This is a genomic window from Ornithinibacillus halotolerans (assembly GCF_014637405.1).
GTDB classification, from domain to species: Bacteria; Bacillota; Bacilli; order Bacillales; family Amphibacillaceae; genus Ornithinibacillus; species Ornithinibacillus halotolerans.
In genome coordinates this window covers 83,454-106,107 of the sequence record NZ_BMEY01000005.1, presented here as the reverse complement: position 1 = coordinate 106,107, position 22,654 = coordinate 83,454, and the positions used below count along the sequence as shown (strand labels likewise).

The following is a 22,654-nucleotide window of genomic DNA, read 5'->3' as shown; positions in this document are numbered from 1 at the left end:
CATACTGAATGAATATTTCTAAACAATTAAAAGATGGGGCACTACTAACGGTGATATTTTTAGTTTTACTTATATTGACCATGATTGTACCGTTGTTAGCCTTTATTATTGCTGTTCCATTTATTATTTTTGCTGCAAGACATAGCATTTTACCTTCAATCATTATGTTTGTTGCTGCTAGTTTACTTTCAATCCTATTTGCAACGTTAATATCGCTACCATTCGTTATACTTGCTGGGATTAGCGGGATTATGATTGGAATAGCAATTAATCAAGAACGTACCCCATATGAAACATGGGCTAGAGGTACGATTGGATTTGCTGTTGGTATCACGATGGCAATTTTATTTACTTTACTTGTCTTTGATATCAATATTCTTAGTGAGTTTAATCAACAACTTGATGAAACTTTAGAAACAAGTCAAGAAATTGCTATGGAATTAGGTCTAGGAAATCTTACAGAAGACCAAATAAGTGTAGTTGAACAACAACTGGAGCTCTATAAACAATTAGTGCCAGTTGCCATTGTCATTATTTCACTTGTGCTTTCTTTCCTAAGCCAATGGATTAGTTATAAAATACTTAATAGGTTTGATAAGAAACAATTACGATTTCCGAAGTTTAGAAATTTACGTTTCCCAACTGTACTTATCTGGATTTACTTATTGGCAATAGTTATTTCTTTATTCCAAAACGATCCGACAAGTCCAGTGTTCACTGCTATACAAAATGTATTAATGCTTACCGGTCTTTTTGTGGTATTGCAAGGATTATCTTTTATATTCTTCTTTGCCCATCGTAAAAAACTTTCAATTGCAATTCCGATTATTATAATTGTAGTTGCTTTACTTTTTGCTCCATTATTACTTCCATTGGTTCGAATCTTAGGTATAATTGACTTAGGATTTGGTCTTCGGGATCGTATGGTAAAATAGAGAAATGCGAACAAATCATCAAGAATGCTCATTGGTAGGAGCTGATTGGAATGTCCGATATGTTGAATAGACCAAAGTTAAGTAAGCATATATGGCTGATTTATAGCTTAGCTGTCATTTTACTCGGGTTTATCTGGTATTTTGAATGGATTATTGGAGCTATCTTGACAGTTTTACTTGTGCTGTCTTTTTATTACTCAATTAAAGTAGAAAAAGAATTATCAGTTGAAACAGAAGAATATATCTCTACTTTGTCTTATCGAGTGAAGAAGGTCGGAGAAGAAGCACTACTTGAAATGCCTATTGGTATAGTACTATTTAACGAAGAGTATAAAGTGGAGTGGACAAACCACTATATTCATAAAGTAACAGAAGTAGAAAAAATCGTTGGTGAGTCACTAAATATTATTTCAGAGAATCTTCTTCCACAAATTAAAGAAAAAGAGGAAGAAGAAGAATTTCATATCCCAATAAATAATTATGAATTTAGAGTAATTCTTAAAAAGGATGAACGTTTATTATACCTATTTGATCGCACTGAACAGGCAGATCTTGAAAAATTATATTTTAATGACCAAACGGTATTATTTTTTATTTTCCTTGATAACTATGATGAAATTACTCAAAACATGGAGGATACGATAAAAAGCCAACTGAATTCAGAAGTAACAGCATTTTTAAATCAGTGGGCTCATGATAACGGACTGTATTTAAAAAGAACTTCACAAGACCGATTCTTAGCGGTGGGAACAAAAGAGATTTTAAATCATCTTGAGCAAACCAAATTCGATATATTAGATGATATGCATGAATTAAATTCTGAATTGGATATCCCGGTTACATTAAGTATCGGTATTGGTGTAGGTAATGCTAGTTTACCTGAGCTAGGGCATTTAGCGCAATCCAGTTTAGACTTAGCTCTTGGCAGAGGTGGAGATCAAGTCGCAATTAAAGATGACACTGGAAAGGTTCGTTTTTATGGAGGGAAAACAAACCCGATGGAGAAACGAACTCGTGTAAGAGCAAGAGTAATTTCCCATGCATTAAGGGATTTAGTAAGAGCTAGTGATCGAGTCATAATAATGGGACATCAAGCACCAGATATGGATGCGATTGGTTCTGCTATTGGTATTTTAAATATTGCCCAAACAAATGGTGTTGATGGATATATTGTATTTGATCCAAATGACGTTAGTACAGGAGTGTATCGTTTAGTTGAAGCGATAAAAGCAGAGCCAAGTATTTGGCAACACTTTATAGATCCAGAATCAGCCGAAGACTTAGTTACTTCTCGTACATTAATTGTCATAGTAGATACTCATAAGCCATCTATGGTAGTAAGTAAACGGATTTTGAATAAATCGGAATATCGAGTAGTTATCGATCACCATAGACGAGCGGAAGAATTTATTGAAAATCCAACTCTTGTGTATATGGAACCATATGCATCATCGACCGCTGAGTTAGTGACTGAACTACTTGAATATCAACCAAAAGGCAAGAAACTGAAAATGCTAGAAGCAACAGCATTGTTAGCCGGTATTATCGTTGATACAAAAAGTTTCACTTTGCGTACTGGTTCAAGAACGTTTGATGCTGCTTCCTATTTACGAGCTAAAGGTGCAGATACAATATTAGTACAACAATTCCTAAAAGAGGATTTGAATCTATATATTAAACGTAGCAAATTAATAGAACGTGCTAGTATATACCGTAATACGATTGCGATTACGAAGGCAGATGCTGGTGATGTATTTGGACCAGTATTAATAGCACAAACAGCTGATACATTACTGACAATGACTGGAATTTCAGCGTCCTTTGTTATTGCTGAACGAAATGATGGTAAAATTGGAATTAGTGCCCGTTCTTTAGGTGAAATTAATGTACAGATTATTATGGAACAAATGAATGGTGGTGGCCATTTAACAAATGCTGCCACTCAATTAGAAGATACAACAATAGATGAAACAGAAGCATTATTAAAAGACATTTTAGATGAGTATTATGAGGGGAGAGAATCAGAATGAGAGTAATATTCTTACAAGATGTAAAAGGTAAAGGGAAAAAAGGCGAAGTAAAAAATGTTTCAGATGGTTATGCTAGAAACTATCTACTAAAAAATAATCTAGCTGAAGAAGCTACATCAGGAAATATGAAAGCTTTAGAAGCACAGAAACGTAAATCAAAACAGCTAGAACAAGAAGAAAAAGAGAAAGCTGAACAACTTAAAACGAAGCTAGAAAGTTTAGAAGTAAAATTAAAAGCTAAATCAGGTGAAGGTGGCCGCTTATTTGGCTCAATTACAAGTAAACAGATTGCAGATACTTTAAATAAAGATCATGGTATAAAAATTGATAAAAGAAAAATTGAATTAGCACAGCCCATTCGTGCATTAGGATACACGAACGTCCCAGTTAAACTTCATCCTGAAGTTACTGGTACAGTGAAGGTGCACGTTGTTGAACAATAAAGTAATTGTGGTCGGGTTAAAGGAGGAGACTGAGTATGAGTGAATGGAGCGATCGAACTCCGCCACATAATATTGAAGCCGAACAAGCTGTCATAGGTGCAATCTTTCTTGAACCAGAGGCATTTTCAACAGCATCTGAGTTATTATTGCCTGGTGACTTCTATCGTGCAAGTCACCAAAGAATCTTTGAAACGATGTTAAAATTATCTGATCGAGGAGAGCCAATTGATTTAGTTACGGTAACTTCAGCTCTTTCAAATAACGACCAATTGGAAGAAGCAGGTGGGGTAACATATTTAGCACAACTTGCCGAAAGTGTGCCTACAGCTGCTAATATAGAATATTATGCCAAAATTGTAGAAGAAAAGTCTGTGCTACGTCGTCTAATTCGAACTGCAACAGATATTGTAACAACTACATTCTCTCGAGAAGACGAGGTTGAGGATGTATTAAACGAAGCAGAGAAAAGTATTTTAGAAGTATCCGGTAGAAAAAATACTGGAAGTTTTAAAGTTATTAAAGATGTTTTAATTGAAGTGTATGATAAGATTGAAAGCCTTCATCAAAGTAAAGGTGATGTAACTGGAATTCCAACTGGTTACCGTGAACTAGATAAAATGACATCAGGATTTCAGCGAAATGACTTAATCATTATTGCTGCTCGTCCTTCTGTAGGTAAAACGGCATTTGCACTAAATATTGCGCAAAATGTTGCTACTAAAACAGATGAGAATGTTGCTATCTTTAGTTTGGAGATGGGAGCTGACCAGCTTGTTCAACGTATTTTATGTGCAGAAGGTAATATTGATGCCACACGTTTACGTAACGGTAAATTAGAAGCTGATGACTGGACAAAGCTAACGATGGCGATGGGAAGCTTATCTAATGCAGGTATCTACATTGATGATACACCTGGTATCCGTGTAAGTGAAATTCGTTCTAAATGCCGCCGTTTAAAGCAAGAACACGGACTAGGCATGATTCTTATTGACTACCTGCAATTAATTCAGGGTAGTGGTAATAAACCAGGGGAAAATCGTCAGCAAGAAGTTTCTGAAATATCTCGTTCCTTAAAAGGACTAGCTCGTGAACTAAATGTTCCTCTAATTGCATTATCACAGCTTTCCCGTGGAGTGGAACAACGACAAGACAAACGTCCAATGATGTCAGACCTTCGTGAATCAGGAAGTATTGAGCAAGATGCAGATATTGTTGGGTTCTTATATCGTGATGATTATTATGATAAAGAAACAGAGAAACAGAATATAATCGAGATTATACTGGCAAAGCAACGTAATGGTCCTGTTGGAACGGTGGAACTTGCATTTGTAAAGGAATATAATAAATTCGTTGATTTAGATCACCGATACCAAGAGAGTGATATTCCGCCACAGCCAGTTCATGCATAATAAAAATAACGTAATAGTAGTAATCCTAAAAGAGAGCGTCAGTGCTCTCTTTTTTATTTTTTCTTAAACAAATAGCTTAATCTAAATATAATCCCCTTCTCGATAATGTCTACCTGATAAACTTACTTCTAAGTATTAAACGACTAAATTATTACATTTTGTTACAAGAATGTAATATATCTGTATTAAAAAGTGGAAAAGCCCGTGATTTCAACAATATTTTATGATAACAAACAAGTTTTTCGTAAAATTTTGGTGGTTATTATACATTTTGTTTACAAAAGGGCGGATAGTGTTCCTTCCTTAATGAATATGTGGTAGATTAGTAGAGTAAAAGTATAGGTCTTTTAAACTATTAAATTTTTATAATATTTTATATATAGATTGGTGAATTAGGGGGAGCTCGTGTGTTTTCTAATAAAGTAAAGCAGCCAAAAGGCAAGCTGCTTAAAAAAGCGTTAGTTAGTACTGTATTAGTTACGGTATTAGCTACGGGAATAGCCTTTGCAGAAGAATCAAATCACTTAGAAACAGTTCAGCATGTATATGTAGACGGAAAACATATTGGACAAGTAAGTAGTCAACAGGTTGTTGATCAAGTAATTCAAAGGATACTTGATCAAGCAAAAGATAATTACGAAGATGTTGATTTAACAATTGGTGAAAATGTTGAACTAGTATCAGAATTAGTATTCAAACCTACAGTTGAGAATTCATCTATTGCGAAGTATTTAGAGGATAATTTGTCGATAAAGGCTGAAGCAATTGAATTATCAATTGGTGATGAGGTTGTAGGATACTTTGAAGATGAACATGATGCTAGAAAAGTAGTGGAAGATTACAAACTGAAATATATTGATGAAGAGACACTAGAATTTTTAGAGTCTGCAAAATCTGCTACTGAGTCGAACGGTCCCCAAATCGCTTCTGACTCAAAGTCAGCAGACCTTGCAGTTGGTGATTCTATAATATTAGACGTATCTTTGTCCGAAGAAGTTTCATATTCTACTAAAAAAATTAGTCCTTCAGAAGTTTTAACTATTTCAGAAGGTCTGAAACTATTAGAAAAAGGAACCCTTGAAGATGAAAAACACATTGTTCAAGAGGGAGAAGTATTAGGGGAAATTGCTTCTAAATATGACCTTAGCTTGAATACTTTATTAGAACTAAACCCTTCACTAAAAGAAGACTCTTTAATTCAAATTGGACAAGAAATCAATGTAACAGAACTAAAGCCATTTGTTGATGTTGTTGTTCATAAAGAAGAAAAGAAAGAGGAAAAGATTGCTTACCAGACTGAAGTTGTTAACTCGGATAAACTATTTAAAGGTGATGAAGAAGTTCAACAACAAGGTTCAGATGGTAAGAAAGTAGTCCATTATGCAATCGAAATTCGTAATGGAAAAGTAGTTAATCAAAATGTTCTCGAAGAAGACGTTGTAAAAGAACCGGTAAATAAAGTAATCGTTAAAGGGACAAAAGTTATTCCTTCACGCGGAACAGGCAGTCTAAAGTGGCCAACAGTTGGAGGCTATATTTCTAGCCATCAAGGCAGTCGCTGGGGTTCATATCATAAAGGAATTGATATTGCAGGTCCTTCTAACCGTTCTATCTTAGCAGCGGATAATGGTACTGTAGTATTTGCAGGATACCAAGGTAGCTTTGGTAATAAAATTGAGATTAACCATAATAATGGAATGAAAACGATCTACGCTCACCTTTCTTCCATCCATGTAAAACCAGGTCAAACCGTTCAAAAAGGCCAACAAATTGGAATAATGGGTTCTACAGGAAACTCAACTGGAATTCACTTACACTTTGAAGTTTATAAAAATGGAGCATTACAAAATCCATTAAGTTATTTAAAATAAATTAAAAAACTGACTCATAGCCAATGTGAGTCAGTTTTTTATTAATATTTAACAAATGTATAAAATTAAAGAGTAACAAGACATTTTATATAAAGTGCGTTAAAATAAAGAAAATACAAATAAAAATTATTTTATTTTCAGAATATATATATATAGAAATAAGAAGGAGTGGTAGTATGGGACAGAAAATCTTAGTTGTAGATGATGAACAACCGATTGCAGATATATTAAAATTCAATTTAGAAAAAGAAGGTTATGAAGTAATAGTTGCAAATGATGGTGATACTGCAATTGAATTAGCATTATCAGAAAACCCAGATTTAATCTTATTAGATATTATGCTTCCAAACAAAGATGGAAATGAAGTATGTAGAGAAATTAGAAAGACAAAGACAATGCCAATAATTATGTTAACTGCTAAAGATTCTGAGATTGATAAAGTATTAGGACTTGAATTAGGTGCAGATGACTATGTAACTAAGCCATTTAGTAATCGAGAATTAATTGCACGAGTGAAGGCAAATCTGAGAAGACAACAACATGTTCCAGAAGAGTCTGGAAATGAAAATAAAGATATTACAATTGGTTCATTAATAATTCATCCAGATGCTTATACCGTATCTAGAGATGGAAAAGAGATTGAGCTAACGCATCGTGAATTTGAATTACTTCATTATTTAGCACGTCATATTGGTCAAGTGATGACAAGAGAACACTTACTAGAAACAGTATGGGGCTATGACTATTTCGGCGATGTAAGAACAGTAGACGTTACAGTAAGAAGATTACGAGAAAAAATAGAGGAGAATCCAAGTAATCCGATTTGGATTGTGACACGACGTGGAGTTGGATACTATCTAAAAAGTCCTGAACAGGAGTAGGTTTTATGCATAAAGTTGGTTTTTTTAGATCTGTTCAGCTCAAATTTGTTTTAATATATATTCTACTCCTTTTAGTAGCGGTACAAATAATTGGTTCATACTTCTCTTCCGAATTAGAAAAAGAGTTTACTACTAATTTTAAAAATTCAATTGATGGAAGAATTAGTGTACTAAGTTATTACTTAGAAAATGCTTTTAATGAAGAAAGAACGGAAGATATGGAGACGTCACTACGACAAGATTTACAAGCCATTATAAGAGATATTGATACTGGAAGTAATTGGACACTATTAGTAGTAGATAATCAAAGTCGTGTTGCTGCTACAAATAATTATTTAGACCAAGAAAAAGTAGGAAAGAAGACAACACTAGATATTATTCAAAAGGCATTATTTTTAGGGGAAGAGAAAATAGGGGAGAAAAAAGATCGTAATGATAATATCTATTATCAACAAGCTACTCCTTTGTTTGACGACGAACATAATGTAGTTGGTGTAATTTATGTAGAAGCACCATCACAAGATATTTATGATCAATTAAATGATATTACACAACTTTTTCTAAATGGTTCTATCATTGCGATATTAGTATCTGCAATATTAGGAGTACTAGTTGCCCGTGCAATTACAAAACCAATTATGGAAATGCGTAAACAAGCGCAAGTAATGGGTAAAGGTGATTTCACTCAGAAAGTAAATGTGTATGGAACAGATGAAATTGGTCAGTTAGCCATTGCATTTAATGACTTAAATGATCAACTAAAACATTCCTATTCTAAAACGGAAGAGGAAACTCGTAAATTACATTCAGTATTAGAAAATATGTCGGATGGTGTTATTGCTACAGATGAAACTGGCGCAGTGACTTTAATGAATGAAGCGGCAGGAATATTATTGGGGATAAATCCAGAAGAAAGTTATGGCGAGTTAATTATTGATGTGCTAAAGCTAGATGAAAAAGTTGTTGAGTTAGCAGAATTACAAGAAAGTGGATCAATGATAATTGATTTCAGTGATGACGATGAAATATTTCTAATCCGAGCAGCCTTCTCCACTGTTACCGATGATCGAGATGAAATCACTGGTTTTATTACGGTAATCAGTGATGTAACAGAGCAGGAAAAAATTGAGCAAGAGCGTCGGGAGTTTGTATCCAATGTTTCACATGAATTAAGAACTCCACTAACAACGATGAAGAGTTATATCGAGGCGCTAACTGATGGAGAATGGAAAAACGAGGAGATTGCGCCAAGATTTTTAGAAGTTACACAAAATGAAACAGAGCGTATGATCCGGATGGTAAACGACTTATTACAGCTTTCTAAAATGGACAATAAGGAACAACAATTACAAAAAGAGCGGTCTGAGTTTATTTCCTTATTCCATCATATTATTGATCGATTTGAGATGAATGTACCTGAAAAAATTACGTTTATCCGTGAATTACCCAATGAAAAGTTATTTGTCTATATCGATAAAGATAAGTTAATTCAAGTAATTGATAACATTATTTCGAATGCCATTAAATACTCCCCAGAGGGTGGAAACATTGTTTGTCGAGTAGTAAAACAAAGGAATCAATTACTAGTATCAGTATCTGACGAAGGTATGGGTATTGCTTATGATAAGTTAGAGAAAATATTTGAACGTTTCTATCGAGTGGACAAAGCTCGAACAAGAAAATTTGGTGGAACAGGTCTAGGACTTGCTATTTCTAAAGAATTGGTTGAAGCACATCACGGAAAAATCTGGGCAAAAAGTAAAGAAGGTAAAGGAACAACCATTTTATTTACACTACCGCTAATGGGTAAGAAGCGGAGGTATAATGTATGAAATTAGAAGTGATTAAATCATATACGCTAGCAATATTAGTTGGAATAAGCCTAATACTCTCTTATAGCCTGTGGAGCTACCAACCAAATAATGAATTTTTAGAAGAAGATGATTTTCTAAATGAAGAAGAAATCAATCTAGGTGGAACGGAAGAAACGAAGAAGTCATTAGTTCAACCGAGTCAGATCATTTTTGATAAATACAAAGATAACTACTTTGGTTTTAGCAATCCACTCGAGATGTATAATCTATACGAGGATATGCAAACTTGGGTTCTCTATAACCTCAGAGTAGTCGATGCAAATGGTCGACCGAATAGTGATTTACAGCTAGAAGTTATTTATCCATTAGAACTTCCGATGGAATTAATACCTAGTTTGTTTACCGTAAATGATGATGTGAAAAATATGACGCTACCTAATATGAAATTTGAGCGGATGTTTATCACTATAAACAAGACAAACAAAACTTTAACATTTATTTTCCTATCAACAGATGGAAAAACACAAATAAAGGCAGATGTAAATAATACACAAAAATATGATTTGCTCTATGATTATATAATTAACTTAGAGGGACTAGAAGAATATATTGTATTTAAGGATAAGGCATTCCCTATCTATTTACCTATAAATCCTGAAATGTCAAAGTATATATTCACTGCATCTAAATTAGAACCAACTATTCTAAAGAATGCACTATTTTTTAACCCATCAGATGTGGAAATAAGTAATTCAGAGGACAATGAAATTTGGTATCAGGACGGTCCTAGAATTATGCAAGTATTTGAGAATCACTTAAATATGGAATATATTCTTCCACAGGAAATACTAGAACCGATGACATTAAATGAGCTATTAGAAAGTAGTATTGATAAAATAAATGGCTATAAAGGTTGGACTAGTGACTATAACCTGGAGTCAATCGATACGTCGAGAAATAATTTTATTAGTTACCGGATGTATCATAAAGGATATCCTATATACAATTTTGAAGGCTTGTCTACGATAGAACAGCGCTGGGCAGATGAACTAATGGAGCATAGGCAGCCATTATTTACAATAGGTACAACTTCACCAGAGGAATTCAAACTAGATCCAACTAATACGGTCATGGAATTTTTAGAGAACCATGCTTTTTATGAATTAGAAGATATTCAAAATGTACAACTAGGATATCGCTTAGGATACCATGGGATCAATAGTCAATACATTTCATTATCCCTAACACCAGGATGGTTTATTAAAGTAAATAATAGATGGATACAGGTCATTATTGATGATGAATCTGATAAAAAAGGAGTGAGCTGAGGATGCAATGGGGTCAAATAAAAACATTATTTATCCTCTGCTTCTTACTTCTTGATATTTACTTATTGTTTCTAGTCATCCAAAAGATAGGTAATGAAGACTTTGGGCCAGCCAATGACTCGGGTCAATTAGAAGATTTAGATCAACTAGAACTAGAAAACATAAAAATATCAATTGATTTGCCAGATCCATTACCAGATGAAGTTTATTTAACTATTAGGGAAAAAACCTTTACTAAAGAAGAAGTAGAAGAAATAATTGCACGTGATAATCAAGATATTGAGGTAATTAACAATAGCTTTATCATATCCATGTTAAAAGAGAAAATTGCAATTCCAGAAAATGCTACAGAAGAAGTTATAGAACAAATTATATTTAGTACGGTATACTTAGGTAGTGAGTATACATTTGATTATTGGGATAAAGAACGTAATATCTTAGTATTTTTCCAAGAAAAAAATGATCGACCTGTATATTATCACTCAAGTGGAATCATTTTTGTTTATTTAAATGACGATAATGAAATAGATGCTTATACGCAAACAGTTCTTGGTGAAGTTGAACCAAGTAGTGATAAGAAATCATTAATCAGTCCATTAAAAGCAATTATGAGACTATACCAAAGTAATTTACTATTACCAAACGATGAAGTGACAGATATAAAGATAGGATACTATTCCATGTTTCCACCTGTTGTCGTTCCTACTTGGAAAATTACTATAGATGGTAAACAAAATCGTTATGTTAATGCGATTGAGCGTTTTGTTATTCCAGTTAATGATGGATTTATGGACGATATGATACAAAAAGGTATAGAGAGTACAAGAAGTATAACTAAAAATGAAGAGTTGCATGACCAAATGATTGAAATATTAATGGCAAAGCTTATGAGTAATCGGAGTGAATCTGAATGACATTACGTTTTAGCGTTCTTGCATCAGGGAGTTCGGGAAACGCATTTTATATTGAATCTGGAAAAGGAAAGATATTAGTAGATGCTGGGTTAAGCGGGAAACAAATGGACAAGTTATTTAATGAAGTCAACGTTTCCCCTACTGATCTTTCAGGCATATTAGTAACCCACGAGCATAGTGATCATATTAAAGGCTTAGGTATCATTGCCCGAAAATATAATCTACCAATCTATGCAAATGAAAAAACATGGAAAGCTATGGAAAACTCTATTGGTAAAATATCATTAGATCAGAAATTTGTATTTAATATGGAAGAAGTGAAGACTTTTGGAGATATGGATGTTGAGTCATTTGGGGTATCTCATGATGCCGCAGAGCCAATGTTCTATGTCTTCCGAAGCGGCGGTAAAAAGGTAGCCCTTGTTACAGACTTAGGCTACGTTTCTGAGCGGATTAAGAAAACTGTAGAAGGCGCAGATGCTTATATCTTTGAAGCAAACCACGATGTCGGCATGCTTCGCATGGGCCGATATCCATGGAGTGTCAAACGTCGTATCTTAGGTGATTCAGGTCACGTCTCTAACGAAGACTGCGGACTTGCACTGACTGATATTATCGATAATAATACAAAACGTATTTATTTAGCACACTTAAGTAAAGATAACAATATGAAAGACCTTGCCCGTATGTCTGTAGGAAATATATTGACCGAACACGGGATTGAGATTGATTTATTTGATACAGATCCTGCTGTTCCAACTGCAATGTATGAGGTTGGATAGATTGTGTTGAGAGCGACTTTTTTTAGTCGCTTTTTTTGTTGTGTTGGATGTGGAGGATGGTGGACTAAGGCTTGTTTTATCGGGCTAAGTTACTTTTATTATTAAACGTATAGTTAAGGTAACATAGCTCTCTCCAATGTTCCCATTCAAATGAAAATATAGTAACAAGGTAATATAGAGCCCTTCTATGTAACCCAAAAGAACTAAACACGTTAATAAGGTAACATAGCCCGCTCCAATGTTCCCATTCAAGTGAAAATACAGTAACAAGGTAACATAGAGCCCTTCTATGTTCCTTAAAAGAACGAAACACGTTAATAAGGTAACATAGCCCGCTCCAATGTTCCCATTCAAGTGAAAATACAGTAACAAGGTAACATAGAGCCCTTCTATGTTCCTTAAAAGAACGAAACACGTTAATAAGGTAACATAGCCCGCTCCAATGTTCCCATTCAAGTGAAAATACAGTAACAAGGTAACATAGAGCCCTTCTATGTTCCTTAAAAGAACGAAACACGTTAATAAGGTAACATAGCCCGCTCCAATGTTCCCTTTCAAGTGAAAATAAAGTAACAAGGTAACATAGAACCCTACTATGTCCCCCAAAAAACGAAACACGTTAATAAGGTAACATTCCCTGCCCCTCTTAGTTCACATAAAAAGAAAAAGGAAACATAGAACTTACCATTTCTCCTTTTATTCAAAAGTAGGAGTCTATTCAAAATACGCCCATCTATTTTTTCCTTTAAGCTCAAAGTTTTCATAGAGAATTCTTCTAATCATTTTTCTAGAAGAAATAACCTTACACCAATCCTGAACGATACTAGTAGTAATTTTTAAATCTGGAAACAATAGTTTTATCTCTTCAATATTGCGTAATACAACTTTATCCGCAGCTTCAACACTCCCACATCTCCCACAAACACATTTCCTTCCCACAACTGAAACTGTATATGATCCACACATCATACATACAATTCCTTTCCTCAATTCATCATAACGATACTCGGGTAGCTTTGTATAAGGTGACTTTGTTAGATGCATGGAGATTAATTTGTCTGCTAAGGCTTTGTGATTGCGATTGATTATAGAAGGGATGGAGTTAAATTCTTTTAAGTACCGATTTAATTGTGATGGGAATATAAATGGTTTATCAATAGGGGCTTGGAAAAGTGTAAATTCCGGATTAATAAAGACAACTGAAGAGCTGAGGGATGAAGTATTTACTCCAATATTTTGAAGGACTTGACGGAAGAGGGTTTCCGTTCGAGTTAATTGGTTTACTGGGTTTAATATTTCATAGTTTGCCTTGTTATAAATTCTATCATTATCATAGTAATAATCCCCTTCAAAATTCTTTACTTCATAAAGATAGAACAAATCAGCAAGAATTAATGTGTCAATTTGAAATGTTGTTGTGCCAGCTTGAAGTAATAGATCATTAAGGATTAAGCAATCACAACTTAACTGTCTAGTTCGTGCATCAAAGGCAAGTTCTCCTTCATATCCTTTTTTCAAGTTGTAGTAATTTTTCCTGTCGTGTTCTATTAAATCCATTCTCCTATTTAGAACTTCGAGAACTTCTAATTCATAGGATTTTTCTCTAACTTTATACTCCATAACGAGTCACATCCTTTACTAAATAATCTATTAATAACTCTAGTATAATTATCTGATAATTTCAATAGTGATTCATGTTTATTCCATTTAAAAAAACACATAATAAAACTATATATTTTAAAAGGAGCAATTACATGGGGTATTATAATCAGAACTATCCGCCTAACCCGTACAGAAATAAAGGCAGTCGCATATGGCCAGTAATAACTGGAGTTATTATTGGTGCACTATTAATGGTCGTAATTATACCAAGAGTGATGGAGATGAAGGAAGATCCACAAGCAAAAAAGAACATCACAAATGATAATCAAATTACCACACAAGAAGTAGTTTCATTAGATGTTTCAACACGAATCACGGAAATAGTAGAAGTTGTATCCCCGACAGTTGTTGGAATAACTAATATTATACATAGAGCAGACTTTATGGAGCAGCAGTCTAATAGTGAAGCTGGGACAGGGTCTGGTGTAATATATAAAAAAGATAACGGGTACGCATATATTGTAACCAATCATCATGTTATAGAGGGCGCAGATGAAATAGAAGTACTCTTATATGACGATACAGTTTTAGAGGCTAAATTACTTGGAACAGACTTGTTTTCTGATTTAGCGGTATTGAGAGTAGACGGTGAGCAAATTGGTAATCCAATTGAGCTTGGAACAACAGAGAATTTAAAAGTTGGAGAGCCGGTCATTGCAATTGGTAATCCGCTTGGTCATATGTTTTCGGGGTCGGTTACACAAGGTATTGTAAGTGGAAAACAGCGGACAATTCCACAGGATTTTAACCTGGATGGAAGAGCCGATTGGCAAGCGGAGGTTATCCAGACTGATGCTGCTATTAATCCTGGAAATAGTGGTGGTGCGTTAATTAATATGGATGCTCAGTTAATTGGGATAAACTCCATGAAAATTAATCAAGAAGCAGTTGAAGGAATTGGCTTTTCTATTCCAATTGACTCAGCAAAACCAATTATTGATGAATTAGAAGCAACTGGTGAAGTGAAACGGCCGTATATAGGAGTGGAGATTTACTCGTTAGAGGAAGTACCTCGACTAGAGTGGGAAGAGACTCTAAACTTACCAAAGGATGTGCAAGGTGGTGTGTATGTTTGGAGTGTTGACCGCCTATCTCCCGCAGATCGAGCAGGACTAGAAAGACTAGACGTCATAACTCATTTAGATGGAAAAGCTGTACTGGATATGATTGATTTAAGAAAAATATTATATCAAGAAAAAGAAATCGGTGATGAAGTGGAGATTGTATTCTACCGTAATGGAGAAAAAGTCATTACAACATTAGAGCTAGGAATACAGCGTTAAATGAAAAGAACTGTACTCATAGTGAGACAGTTCTTCTTTTATTGACAGATGAGGAAATAGAACGGATGCCAAAGGACTCACAACTTATCCCCATTTCTAAAAAGTTATGCACATTTTGTGTATATAAGTAGGTGATAATCTATATTTTGTGGTTGGATTTACATATAAACACAAAATAACTACGAACATTTGTGCATATGTGGATAAAAATGTGCATAACTCCTAAAAAACCAGTTGATAATCTGTTAATATCCACTAAAACTTTTTCCCTGGTACATGCCTATAAAGTAATAATAAAAGAATGATAACCACAATATCTAGACGTGCTTTGAAGGCAAATACAAAGAATCCGTAATCAATTAGCTCTGGAAGTTTTGAAAAATAGATTGCGCCAGCCATAATCACTAATAATGGAATAGTTGCTTTCCTTACATACATACCAGAAGCGATCAGTGCTCCACAACCAATTTCTACTAGAGCAACTAGTAAAAGAGTAGAATCTGGAAATGGTACACCTAGCTCATGAAATAACCCACGAAAACCAAATGAATCCGCCATAACCAATTTTAAAACCCCAGATGTAATAAACACATAACCAACTGCATAACAAATCCAAGTTGCCATATTCATATTAAATTTAATGAGAATCCCTCCCTAATAAGTGCAATTAAATCTTATTTATATGTATGCGGGATTTGGGACAATCTTGACAAGCATTTGAAAAACTATAAATATTTTATGTTCATATAAACCTTAAAATTTTCCTTCTTAAAAACAAAAATGTATAGTATAAAAAGAGACTGTTTTGAGTAACGCTGATTCTATAGTGTTTTTCTCTGTGCGTGAAGACAAGTTTTACTAAAAGAAGGAAGTGCAAATGGACATGTTAAGGCGATTTTTCTCTTACTATAAGCCTCATAAAAGGCTTTTTATTATTGATTTTACCTGTGCAGTATTTGTAGCTATTCTTGAATTGGCGTTTCCGATTGCTGTGCAACAATTTATTGATGACTTACTCCCAAAAGAAAATTGGACACATATTGTAACGGTTGCTATTTTACTGTTAGCTGTTTATTTACTTAGTACGTTTATGCAATACGTTGTTACCTATTGGGGACATAAATTAGGAGTAAATATTGAAACAGATATGCGTCAAGATTTATTCCAGCATGTGCAAAGACAATCATTCCGATTCTTTGATAATACAAAAACAGGTCATATTATGAGTCGAATAACAAATGATCTATTTGATATTGGGGAATTTGCCCATCATGGGCCAGAGGATATATTTATTGCGTTTATGACATTTGTAGGAGCTTTCTCTTTAATGTTCACGATTAATTTCCAACTATCTGTAATTATTTTAATTATTGTACCGATCCTCATTTGGCTAATTACGTATAGTAATATCAAAATGAATAAGGCATGGAAATCGATGTATGAGGAAATTGCAGAGGTAAATGGCCGTGTAGAAGATGCAGTATCAGGTGTACGTGTTGTACAATCGTTCACAAACGAAGACTATGAAATGAAACGTTTTACAAAAGATAACTATAGCTTTAGAAAAGCAAAGGTCGGAGCATATAAAGTAATGGCGTTTGTTCATTCCAATATTTATATGATGATGCGCTTAGTTGTCCTCGTTGTCTTAGTTTATGGTGCATGGTTAACGTTTAATAATCGAATGTCGTATGGGGAGTTAGTAAGTTTTATCCTATTTACCAATGTTTTGTTTAATCCTATTAATAAAATTAGTGCTCTACTCGAGATGTATCCAAAGGGAATGGCAGGATTTAAACGGTTTACAGAAATACTTGATACTGTTCCAGATGTACAAGATAGGAAAAATGCAAAGGATGTTAAAGATTTACAAGGGTTTATTTCTTTCCATAAAGTAACATTTGGTTACGAGAAGGTACAAGGACCAGTAGTAAAAGCGATGAGTTTTAATATTAATGCTGGGGAAACAGTTGCATTTGTCGGGCCTTCAGGTGCTGGAAAAACGACTATTTCCTCGTTAATCCCACGATTCTATGATGTAGATAGTGGACAAATTACAATTGATGGAATTGATATTCGTGATATGACAAAGCGGTCACTACGGGAACATATTGGAATTGTTCAACAAGATGTATTCCTATTTACAGGAACCCTTCGTGAAAATATTGCTTACGGTAAACTTGATGCAACCGAACAGGAAATTCGAGAAGCGGCTAGAAGAGCACATCTAGAAGAGTTTATTAATGAACTTCCGGATGGATATGATACTCAAGTTGGAGAACGTGGCTTAAAACTTTCTGGTGGTCAAAAACAGCGAATTGCGATTGCGCGTATGTTCTTGAAGAATCCTCCTATTTTAATTCTAGATGAAGCAACATCAGCGCTAGATACGGAAACAGAGATGATTATTCAGCAGGCATTAAATGAGTTAGCGAAGAATCGTACAACTATTATTATTGCACACCGTCTTGCAACAATTCGTAATGCAGATCGAATTATGGTAGTGACGAAAAAAGGAATAGAAGAGGAAGGAAGCCATGATGAATTGATAAGAAGAAATGGTGTCTTTGCTAATCTCCATAAAGTTCAAATGCAATAATAAAAGAAGACTTACTCCTTAATTCGGAGATAAGTCTTCTTTTATTTACGATTGACTTTTGCTTTAATGAAGTTCGACAAATAGGTATGTATCGTGTCGATATTTCCCGGGAAATGCATTAGATTATAATTCCTTTTGTAGTATGCATATCATTTCCAAACTTTTACTTGATAGAGGTGTCTCCTTCCAATCTCCAAACAATTGTAGAACCTTAAAACCATTTTCCCTTGCTAACCTTTCTAATTCCTGAGGATATACATAGCGTAATTGAATGTCTGTTCTTTTCTCGCTTCCATCCTGAGCCCTTCGGATTGTCGTATAATGCTGGATTTGTGTAAGAGAATTATATTCACTAATCGTAAACACATCGACATTAAGTCCGGTAGAAGGATCAGTATAATTTCTCCAATACTCCTCTTCAGCAGGTTGTAACAATTCTTCTCTACTAGGGAACCGTGTATTAAAAATAAATACACCGTCTTTCTCTAAATGATAGTGTACTGACCTGAGAAGTTGATTTTGGTCTTCATTTGTAAGGAAATGTTGAAAGGAATTCCCTACCATGTAAATAAACTTACTTGTAATATCAAGTTGGAGGTGCATACAATTTTGTGTGACCCAATGGATAGGAAGATTATCAGATTTTTGCTTAGCTTTTTCTAACATCCCTTCATGAATATCTACGCCAACTAATCGATATCCTTGTTTTGCCAAAGGAATCGTTGCCCTTCCAGTCCCACAAGCAAGGTCAATTAACACTCCTCCAGTTTTCTTTGCCCATTTGATTAGATAAGAAATATCCTCTGTATATCTATCGTTTTCAAAATCATAAAGGGAGGGATTATTATACTCTTCTAAATTAGATTTCATCAATGAAACACCACTTATCTTATTTTTGTCACCCAGTTTAATAAAAAATGTATGTTCTTATAAACGTAGGTATCCTAAATGTATTTTTAAACTGAATTAATCTTTCAAAAGTTGATACTGGATTAACTGTGTAACCTCACCGTTATACAGTTCTGTTCCAACACTAGATATTTCCTTAAATCCTACTTTCTCTAACATTTTTCTTGAACGTAAATTTGTCTCATGTGTCTCTGCGTGAAAGGTTGATATGTAAAATAGATTAGAAGCATAGTTAATAAAGTGTTGAAGCGCGTATGTACCAATTCCTTTTCCCCATAATGTACTCTCGCCAATTGCTATTCCGATTTCTGCACTGGTTTCATTTATATTAGCTAAGTCAGCATAACCAATTAATCTACTATTACACTCTATTCCTATACGTTTAAAATTTGTCTCATTCAGTTTTACGCATCGTAACCACCAATCGTATAATTCCTCTCTGTCTCTATCTAACTCCCAGTCATTTGCTAGACAAAACGCTTGATCTCTACTCCATTTTAATACTTCAGTAAAATCATCTACTGATATGGGCCTAAAATGTATCGAAAAGTCGTTCATTAAATCCCCTCCTAGATGAAAACTACACCTCACCTGGAGATGCAGTGTAATAACTATTTTCCTGCTTGTCTATCATAATTTCTAAGGATCATTCCCGTCCCCTTCGTCATGCCGAAGTTCTCATAATACGGAACTAAGTCGTCATCACAGCATAAATCAATCATATATAAATGATCGAGTTGTTGAAGCATTCGACTGACTAATTCCTTCCCAATTCCTTGGTTCTTATATGCAGGAAGAACCTCCAAAAGAGGAATATAAGCTGATAGCACATTATCACTAATTGCTGTAATAAATCCAACTACGCGGTTAGCCTCTTCATCAATAGCTAAAACAATATAACTACTATTTTGGAGTAACTTTAAATGAGTGTCTGAACTTGGTGGATTTGGCCAATCAACAAAAAATCCTTCTAACATATTTGCAGAAACCCCATCAATGGTATTTTGATATAACATAATTGAACAACTCCTAATGTCTATTATTTTAAATTAAGTAATTGGCGTGTCAAAAATAGAATAACAAACTAGTATTCTCCTTAGGCTTCAGTTTGTGCCTCTTGCAAATGATTGATTTGGTTAAAATCTTGAATAAGCCATTCTTCTTCCTGACGAGTGATTGTAGTAATACTAGTATTCTTTATCTTTTGACCTCGGAATTCTGTTTTTCCTTTATTAATTAACTGAAGTACACGATAAATAACTGCACCATGAGTTACTAGTAATATTCTTTTTCCCTGATAATTCTGATGCACCTGTTCTAAGCCTTTCAAAATTCTAGTTGAAAAAACATCTAGTTTCTCCTGATTAGGATAGTTTCGATCTGGGTAAAGCTCATCTCGTTCCGCAATTGTCAGGCCTTCTGCATTACCAAAGGATCGTTCTGCAAAATCCTCCATTACAACAAGAGGTAAATCCAAGTAACTATTGATTATTTCTGCTGTTTTACGAGCACGTTTTAGATGACTGGTGATCATTAAGTCATAATTAGTTGAGTCCATTGCCCTTCCACATGCATCCGCCTGCCCTATTCCTGTATCATTTAATGGAATGTCGGTTTGTCCTTGTGCCCTTCTTTCCACATTCCAATCCGTTTGTCCATGCCGTACTAAATATATAGTTGTCATTCTAACCCTCTCCTAACACTAGTATTCTATGAATATAATTGGATAATCTCATCAATAAATAATTTTAAGTTCCCAGCAAAGCGCTCTACATTATCCACATAATAAAAAGATGAAGCAGTAGTAGGTTGTATCTTTTCTTTACTATATAAGTGGATTTTCTTTCCAAGTGCTATAGCCATTCCTAACTCGGTATGTGTTCCTTTTCCCCCAGGAAGCAGAATAAGAATAACATCACTATCGGATACAGCTTTTCTTTCTGCTTCTCCAATTACTTGTAATTCAGCTTTCGTAGTAGCACGGTTATTTTGTGTCCAATCATATGTATGTATATGCCCTGCTTCTATTAGTTCATCTCTGACAATCTGTACAATTTCTTTATTCTCTAATCCTGAAGCTATATAAAATTTCATCAAAATCCCCTCTCACTATCCCACTCTGATGCTAATAATCCGTATTGGATAAGGTCGACGAAATGGTCATATAACCATTCACCTTGGCGGATTTGCCCTTCTTGCATGAATCCTAAACGCTCTGGGATTGCTCTGCTTTTATAATTTTCATAGGCAGCACGGATCTCAATTCGATTTAATCCTAATTGTTGAAAACCGTAATCGATCACAGCAATTACAGCCCTTGTCATAATTCCTTCCCCTTGAAATTGATTACCAAGCCAGTAACCAATTACTCCAATTCGATTTGTCCAATCAAATGAATTAAATCCGATGACGCCGGCTAATTTGCCGTGAAAGAATATTCCTAGTGTAAGACCTTGTCTCTCTTCATACAATCGTATACATCCTTTAATAAATTGCTTGGAATCATATACATTTTTCGTTCCATCAATCCATCCAAGCCATTCCCGCAAATATTCACGACAATTATCAATTAGTTGAAACATTTCTTCGGCGTCCGATTCATTTAATAGTTTTAATGTGATTTCTTCATCTATTTCAAATGTAAACACCTTTGAACACCTCTGCCTTTTTGTATTTCATCATACCATACTGTTTAAATTTTGTTATAATTAAAATAAGTTTAATTATAAGAGGGTGATTATATGCCAACTTGCCAGAATTGCTCAAAAGAGTGGAAATGGAAACAAACATTTAAAAAATCGTTTACTATCAAATCATATATCGAATGTCCTTACTGTAGTGAAAAACAATATCTGACAGCAAAAACAAGGAAAAGAAGTACATTACCTGCATTTATCGCTCCACTTGTTTTATTTCTAAAATTGATTTTCAATATTCCAATCATCATTGTCTTATTTATTTTAATTGGAGTACTTTTAGCAACCTTGGCACTGTATCCATACATTATAGAACTATCAAATGAAGAGGAGCCCCTCTGGTAATTTCCGTTCATCTTGAAAAAGGAGAGAATGTATTATGAATGAAGAAATGTTATTTAAACAAATGAAGTTTATCCGTTATCGTACTATTGCTCAACTCGATGCAACTACTGAGGAAATTGCTGATGAAATACCAACTGGATTTAATAATAACTTGCGATGGAATTTTGGACATGTCATTATATCGCAAGAAAATATCATTACATATTTTTTAGGGGAAAAAGGTATTTTACCAGATTCTTATACTACTCTATTTAATAGAGGAACAACTCCAAGAGATTGGAATCAAGAAGTGCCAACATTAACGGCGTTAAGAAAAGCCCTTGAGGAACAATATGATCGTATGGTTGCGTTATGTTCAGGCAAGGTTTCAGAGCTTGGTGCAAACCCACTTATCTTTGGGCCGGAATATCAATTCAAAACCCTTGGTGAAGCTATTGGATTTACTAATTTTCATGAATCAGTCCATCAAGGAAATATTAATAGTTTGAAATTAGCTTTAGGTGTTAAAGATTTATGGGCCGTTGAAAAATAAAAGCGATACAAAGGAGTATGTATTGTGAAAAAACTTACATTATATGGAAAAGTGAATGTAGGACTCGGAATAGTGCTGTTTATTCTAGGGTTATTTTTATTCACTCAAAAGTATGAGGGAAGTTTTATTTTTCAAGAGCAGTACTTATCTCTAAGTTTCATATTTCTTGGATCAGCTTTGATCTTAGCTTCATACCTTGCTAAAAAGAAGCATAGTTAATT

The 22,654-nt window shown here is 34.3% G+C and carries 23 protein-coding genes; 15 read left to right on the top strand and 8 right to left on the bottom strand.

All coding sequences use genetic code 11. From position 1 onward, the window contains the following. The first annotated feature begins 8 nt into the window (after nt 1-8). The 10 genes from IEV35_RS06325 to IEV35_RS06280 all read left to right on the top strand — a co-directional run bounded on the left by IEV35_RS06325 (nt 9) and on the right by IEV35_RS06280 (nt 12,407). Nucleotides 9-935 (top strand): YybS family protein, encoded by a 927-nt coding sequence (locus IEV35_RS06325; protein ID WP_188383837.1) that lies wholly within the window; start codon nt 9-11, stop codon nt 933-935. Nucleotides 936-985: 50 nt separating this feature from the next. Further along, a complete protein-coding gene (locus IEV35_RS06320) occupies nt 986-2,965 on the top strand; it encodes a DHH family phosphoesterase (protein WP_188383836.1) in 1,980 nt (659 codons plus the stop codon). After that, nucleotides 2,962-3,408 carry a 50S ribosomal protein L9 gene (rplI, locus tag IEV35_RS06315; RefSeq protein ID WP_188383835.1) on the top strand — a complete coding sequence of 149 codons (447 nt, stop codon included), beginning with the start codon at nt 2,962-2,964 and terminating at the stop codon, nt 3,406-3,408. The genes IEV35_RS06320 and rplI overlap by 4 nt, the downstream gene beginning before the upstream one ends. Nucleotides 3,409-3,443: 35 nt before the next feature. Continuing rightward, entirely contained in the window at nt 3,444-4,817 is a 1,374-nt protein-coding gene (gene dnaB / locus IEV35_RS06310; protein ID WP_188383834.1) for a replicative DNA helicase, read from the top strand. Nucleotides 4,818-5,224: 407 nt separating this feature from the next. Beyond that, the gene (locus IEV35_RS06305; protein WP_188383833.1) at nt 5,225-6,688 is read left to right on the top strand and encodes a peptidoglycan DD-metalloendopeptidase family protein; all 1,464 of its coding nucleotides are present in this window, start codon (nt 5,225-5,227) and stop codon (nt 6,686-6,688) included. Nucleotides 6,689-6,864: 176 nt separating this feature from the next. Next, on the top strand, nt 6,865-7,569 hold the full coding sequence (yycF, locus tag IEV35_RS06300) for a response regulator YycF (protein WP_188383832.1): 705 nt from the start codon (nt 6,865-6,867) through the stop codon (nt 7,567-7,569). Between the two features lie 5 nt (nt 7,570-7,574). Next, nucleotides 7,575-9,401: a cell wall metabolism sensor histidine kinase WalK gene (walK, locus tag IEV35_RS06295; protein WP_188383831.1), complete on the top strand. Its 1,827-nt coding sequence runs from the start codon at nt 7,575-7,577 to the stop codon at nt 9,399-9,401. Continuing rightward, nucleotides 9,398-10,711, top strand: a complete 1,314-nt coding sequence (locus tag IEV35_RS06290; RefSeq protein ID WP_188383830.1) for a YycH family regulatory protein — start codon at nt 9,398-9,400, stop codon at nt 10,709-10,711. The genes walK and IEV35_RS06290 overlap by 4 nt, the downstream gene beginning before the upstream one ends. 2 nt (nt 10,712-10,713) lie before the next feature. Continuing rightward, a complete protein-coding gene (locus tag IEV35_RS06285) occupies nt 10,714-11,625 on the top strand; it encodes a two-component system regulatory protein YycI (protein ID WP_188383829.1) in 912 nt (303 codons plus the stop codon). Then, on the top strand, nt 11,622-12,407 hold the full coding sequence (locus IEV35_RS06280; protein ID WP_188383828.1) for an MBL fold metallo-hydrolase: 786 nt from the start codon (nt 11,622-11,624) through the stop codon (nt 12,405-12,407). Before IEV35_RS06285 ends, IEV35_RS06280 begins: the two co-directional genes overlap by 4 nt. A 714-nt stretch (nt 12,408-13,121) precedes the next feature. Here IEV35_RS06280 and IEV35_RS06275 read toward each other — a convergent pair. Continuing rightward, nucleotides 13,122-14,027, bottom strand: a complete 906-nt coding sequence (locus IEV35_RS06275; protein WP_188383827.1) for a nuclease-related domain-containing protein — start codon at nt 14,025-14,027, stop codon at nt 13,122-13,124. A gap of 134 nt (nt 14,028-14,161) precedes the next feature. On the opposite strand from IEV35_RS06275, the gene IEV35_RS06270 reads away from it, so the two are divergent. Then, entirely contained in the window at nt 14,162-15,352 is a 1,191-nt protein-coding gene (locus IEV35_RS06270; protein WP_188383826.1) for a S1C family serine protease, read from the top strand. Between the two features lie 255 nt (nt 15,353-15,607). On the opposite strand, the gene IEV35_RS06265 is transcribed toward IEV35_RS06270, so the two are convergent. Continuing rightward, a complete protein-coding gene (locus IEV35_RS06265) occupies nt 15,608-15,976 on the bottom strand; it encodes a DoxX family protein (protein ID WP_308419770.1) in 369 nt (122 codons plus the stop codon). 259 nt (nt 15,977-16,235) lie between these two features. Between IEV35_RS06265 and IEV35_RS06260 the strand changes: the two genes are divergently transcribed. Next, nucleotides 16,236-17,951 carry an ABC transporter ATP-binding protein gene (locus tag IEV35_RS06260; RefSeq protein ID WP_188383941.1) on the top strand — a complete coding sequence of 572 codons (1,716 nt, stop codon included), beginning with the start codon at nt 16,236-16,238 and terminating at the stop codon, nt 17,949-17,951. A 123-nt stretch (nt 17,952-18,074) separates the two neighbouring features. On the opposite strand, the gene IEV35_RS06255 is transcribed toward IEV35_RS06260, so the two are convergent. The 6 genes from IEV35_RS06255 to IEV35_RS06230 all read right to left on the bottom strand — a co-directional run bounded on the left by IEV35_RS06255 (nt 18,075) and on the right by IEV35_RS06230 (nt 21,508). After that, nucleotides 18,075-18,821 (bottom strand): class I SAM-dependent methyltransferase, encoded by a 747-nt coding sequence (locus tag IEV35_RS06255; RefSeq protein ID WP_188383824.1) that lies wholly within the window; start codon nt 18,819-18,821, stop codon nt 18,075-18,077. Between the two features lie 96 nt (nt 18,822-18,917). Further along, nucleotides 18,918-19,418: a GNAT family N-acetyltransferase gene (locus IEV35_RS06250; protein WP_188383823.1), complete on the bottom strand. Its 501-nt coding sequence runs from the start codon at nt 19,416-19,418 to the stop codon at nt 18,918-18,920. 53 nt (nt 19,419-19,471) lie between these two features. Further along, nucleotides 19,472-19,876, bottom strand: a complete 405-nt coding sequence (locus IEV35_RS06245; protein WP_188383822.1) for a GNAT family N-acetyltransferase — start codon at nt 19,874-19,876, stop codon at nt 19,472-19,474. A gap of 80 nt (nt 19,877-19,956) precedes the next feature. Beyond that, on the bottom strand, nt 19,957-20,544 hold the full coding sequence (locus IEV35_RS06240) for a histidine phosphatase family protein (RefSeq protein WP_188383821.1): 588 nt from the start codon (nt 20,542-20,544) through the stop codon (nt 19,957-19,959). Between the two features lie 26 nt (nt 20,545-20,570). Continuing rightward, the gene (locus IEV35_RS06235) at nt 20,571-20,954 is read right to left on the bottom strand and encodes a nucleoside 2-deoxyribosyltransferase (protein ID WP_188383820.1); all 384 of its coding nucleotides are present in this window, start codon (nt 20,952-20,954) and stop codon (nt 20,571-20,573) included. Next, nucleotides 20,954-21,508: a GNAT family N-acetyltransferase gene (locus IEV35_RS06230; RefSeq protein ID WP_188383819.1), complete on the bottom strand. Its 555-nt coding sequence runs from the start codon at nt 21,506-21,508 to the stop codon at nt 20,954-20,956. Before IEV35_RS06230 ends, IEV35_RS06235 begins: the two co-directional genes overlap by 1 nt. Before the next feature lie 93 nt (nt 21,509-21,601). On the opposite strand from IEV35_RS06230, the gene IEV35_RS06225 reads away from it, so the two are divergent. The 3 genes from IEV35_RS06225 to IEV35_RS06215 are packed head-to-tail and all read left to right on the top strand — an operon-like array spanning nt 21,602 to nt 22,652. Continuing rightward, on the top strand, nt 21,602-21,901 hold the full coding sequence (locus tag IEV35_RS06225) for a TIGR04104 family putative zinc finger protein (RefSeq protein WP_188383818.1): 300 nt from the start codon (nt 21,602-21,604) through the stop codon (nt 21,899-21,901). 34 nt (nt 21,902-21,935) lie between these two features. Next, nucleotides 21,936-22,433: a DinB family protein gene (locus tag IEV35_RS06220; RefSeq protein WP_188383817.1), complete on the top strand. Its 498-nt coding sequence runs from the start codon at nt 21,936-21,938 to the stop codon at nt 22,431-22,433. Between the two features lie 24 nt (nt 22,434-22,457). Then, entirely contained in the window at nt 22,458-22,652 is a 195-nt protein-coding gene (locus IEV35_RS06215; protein WP_188383816.1) for a hypothetical protein, read from the top strand. Nucleotides 22,653-22,654: the final 2 nt, after the last annotated feature.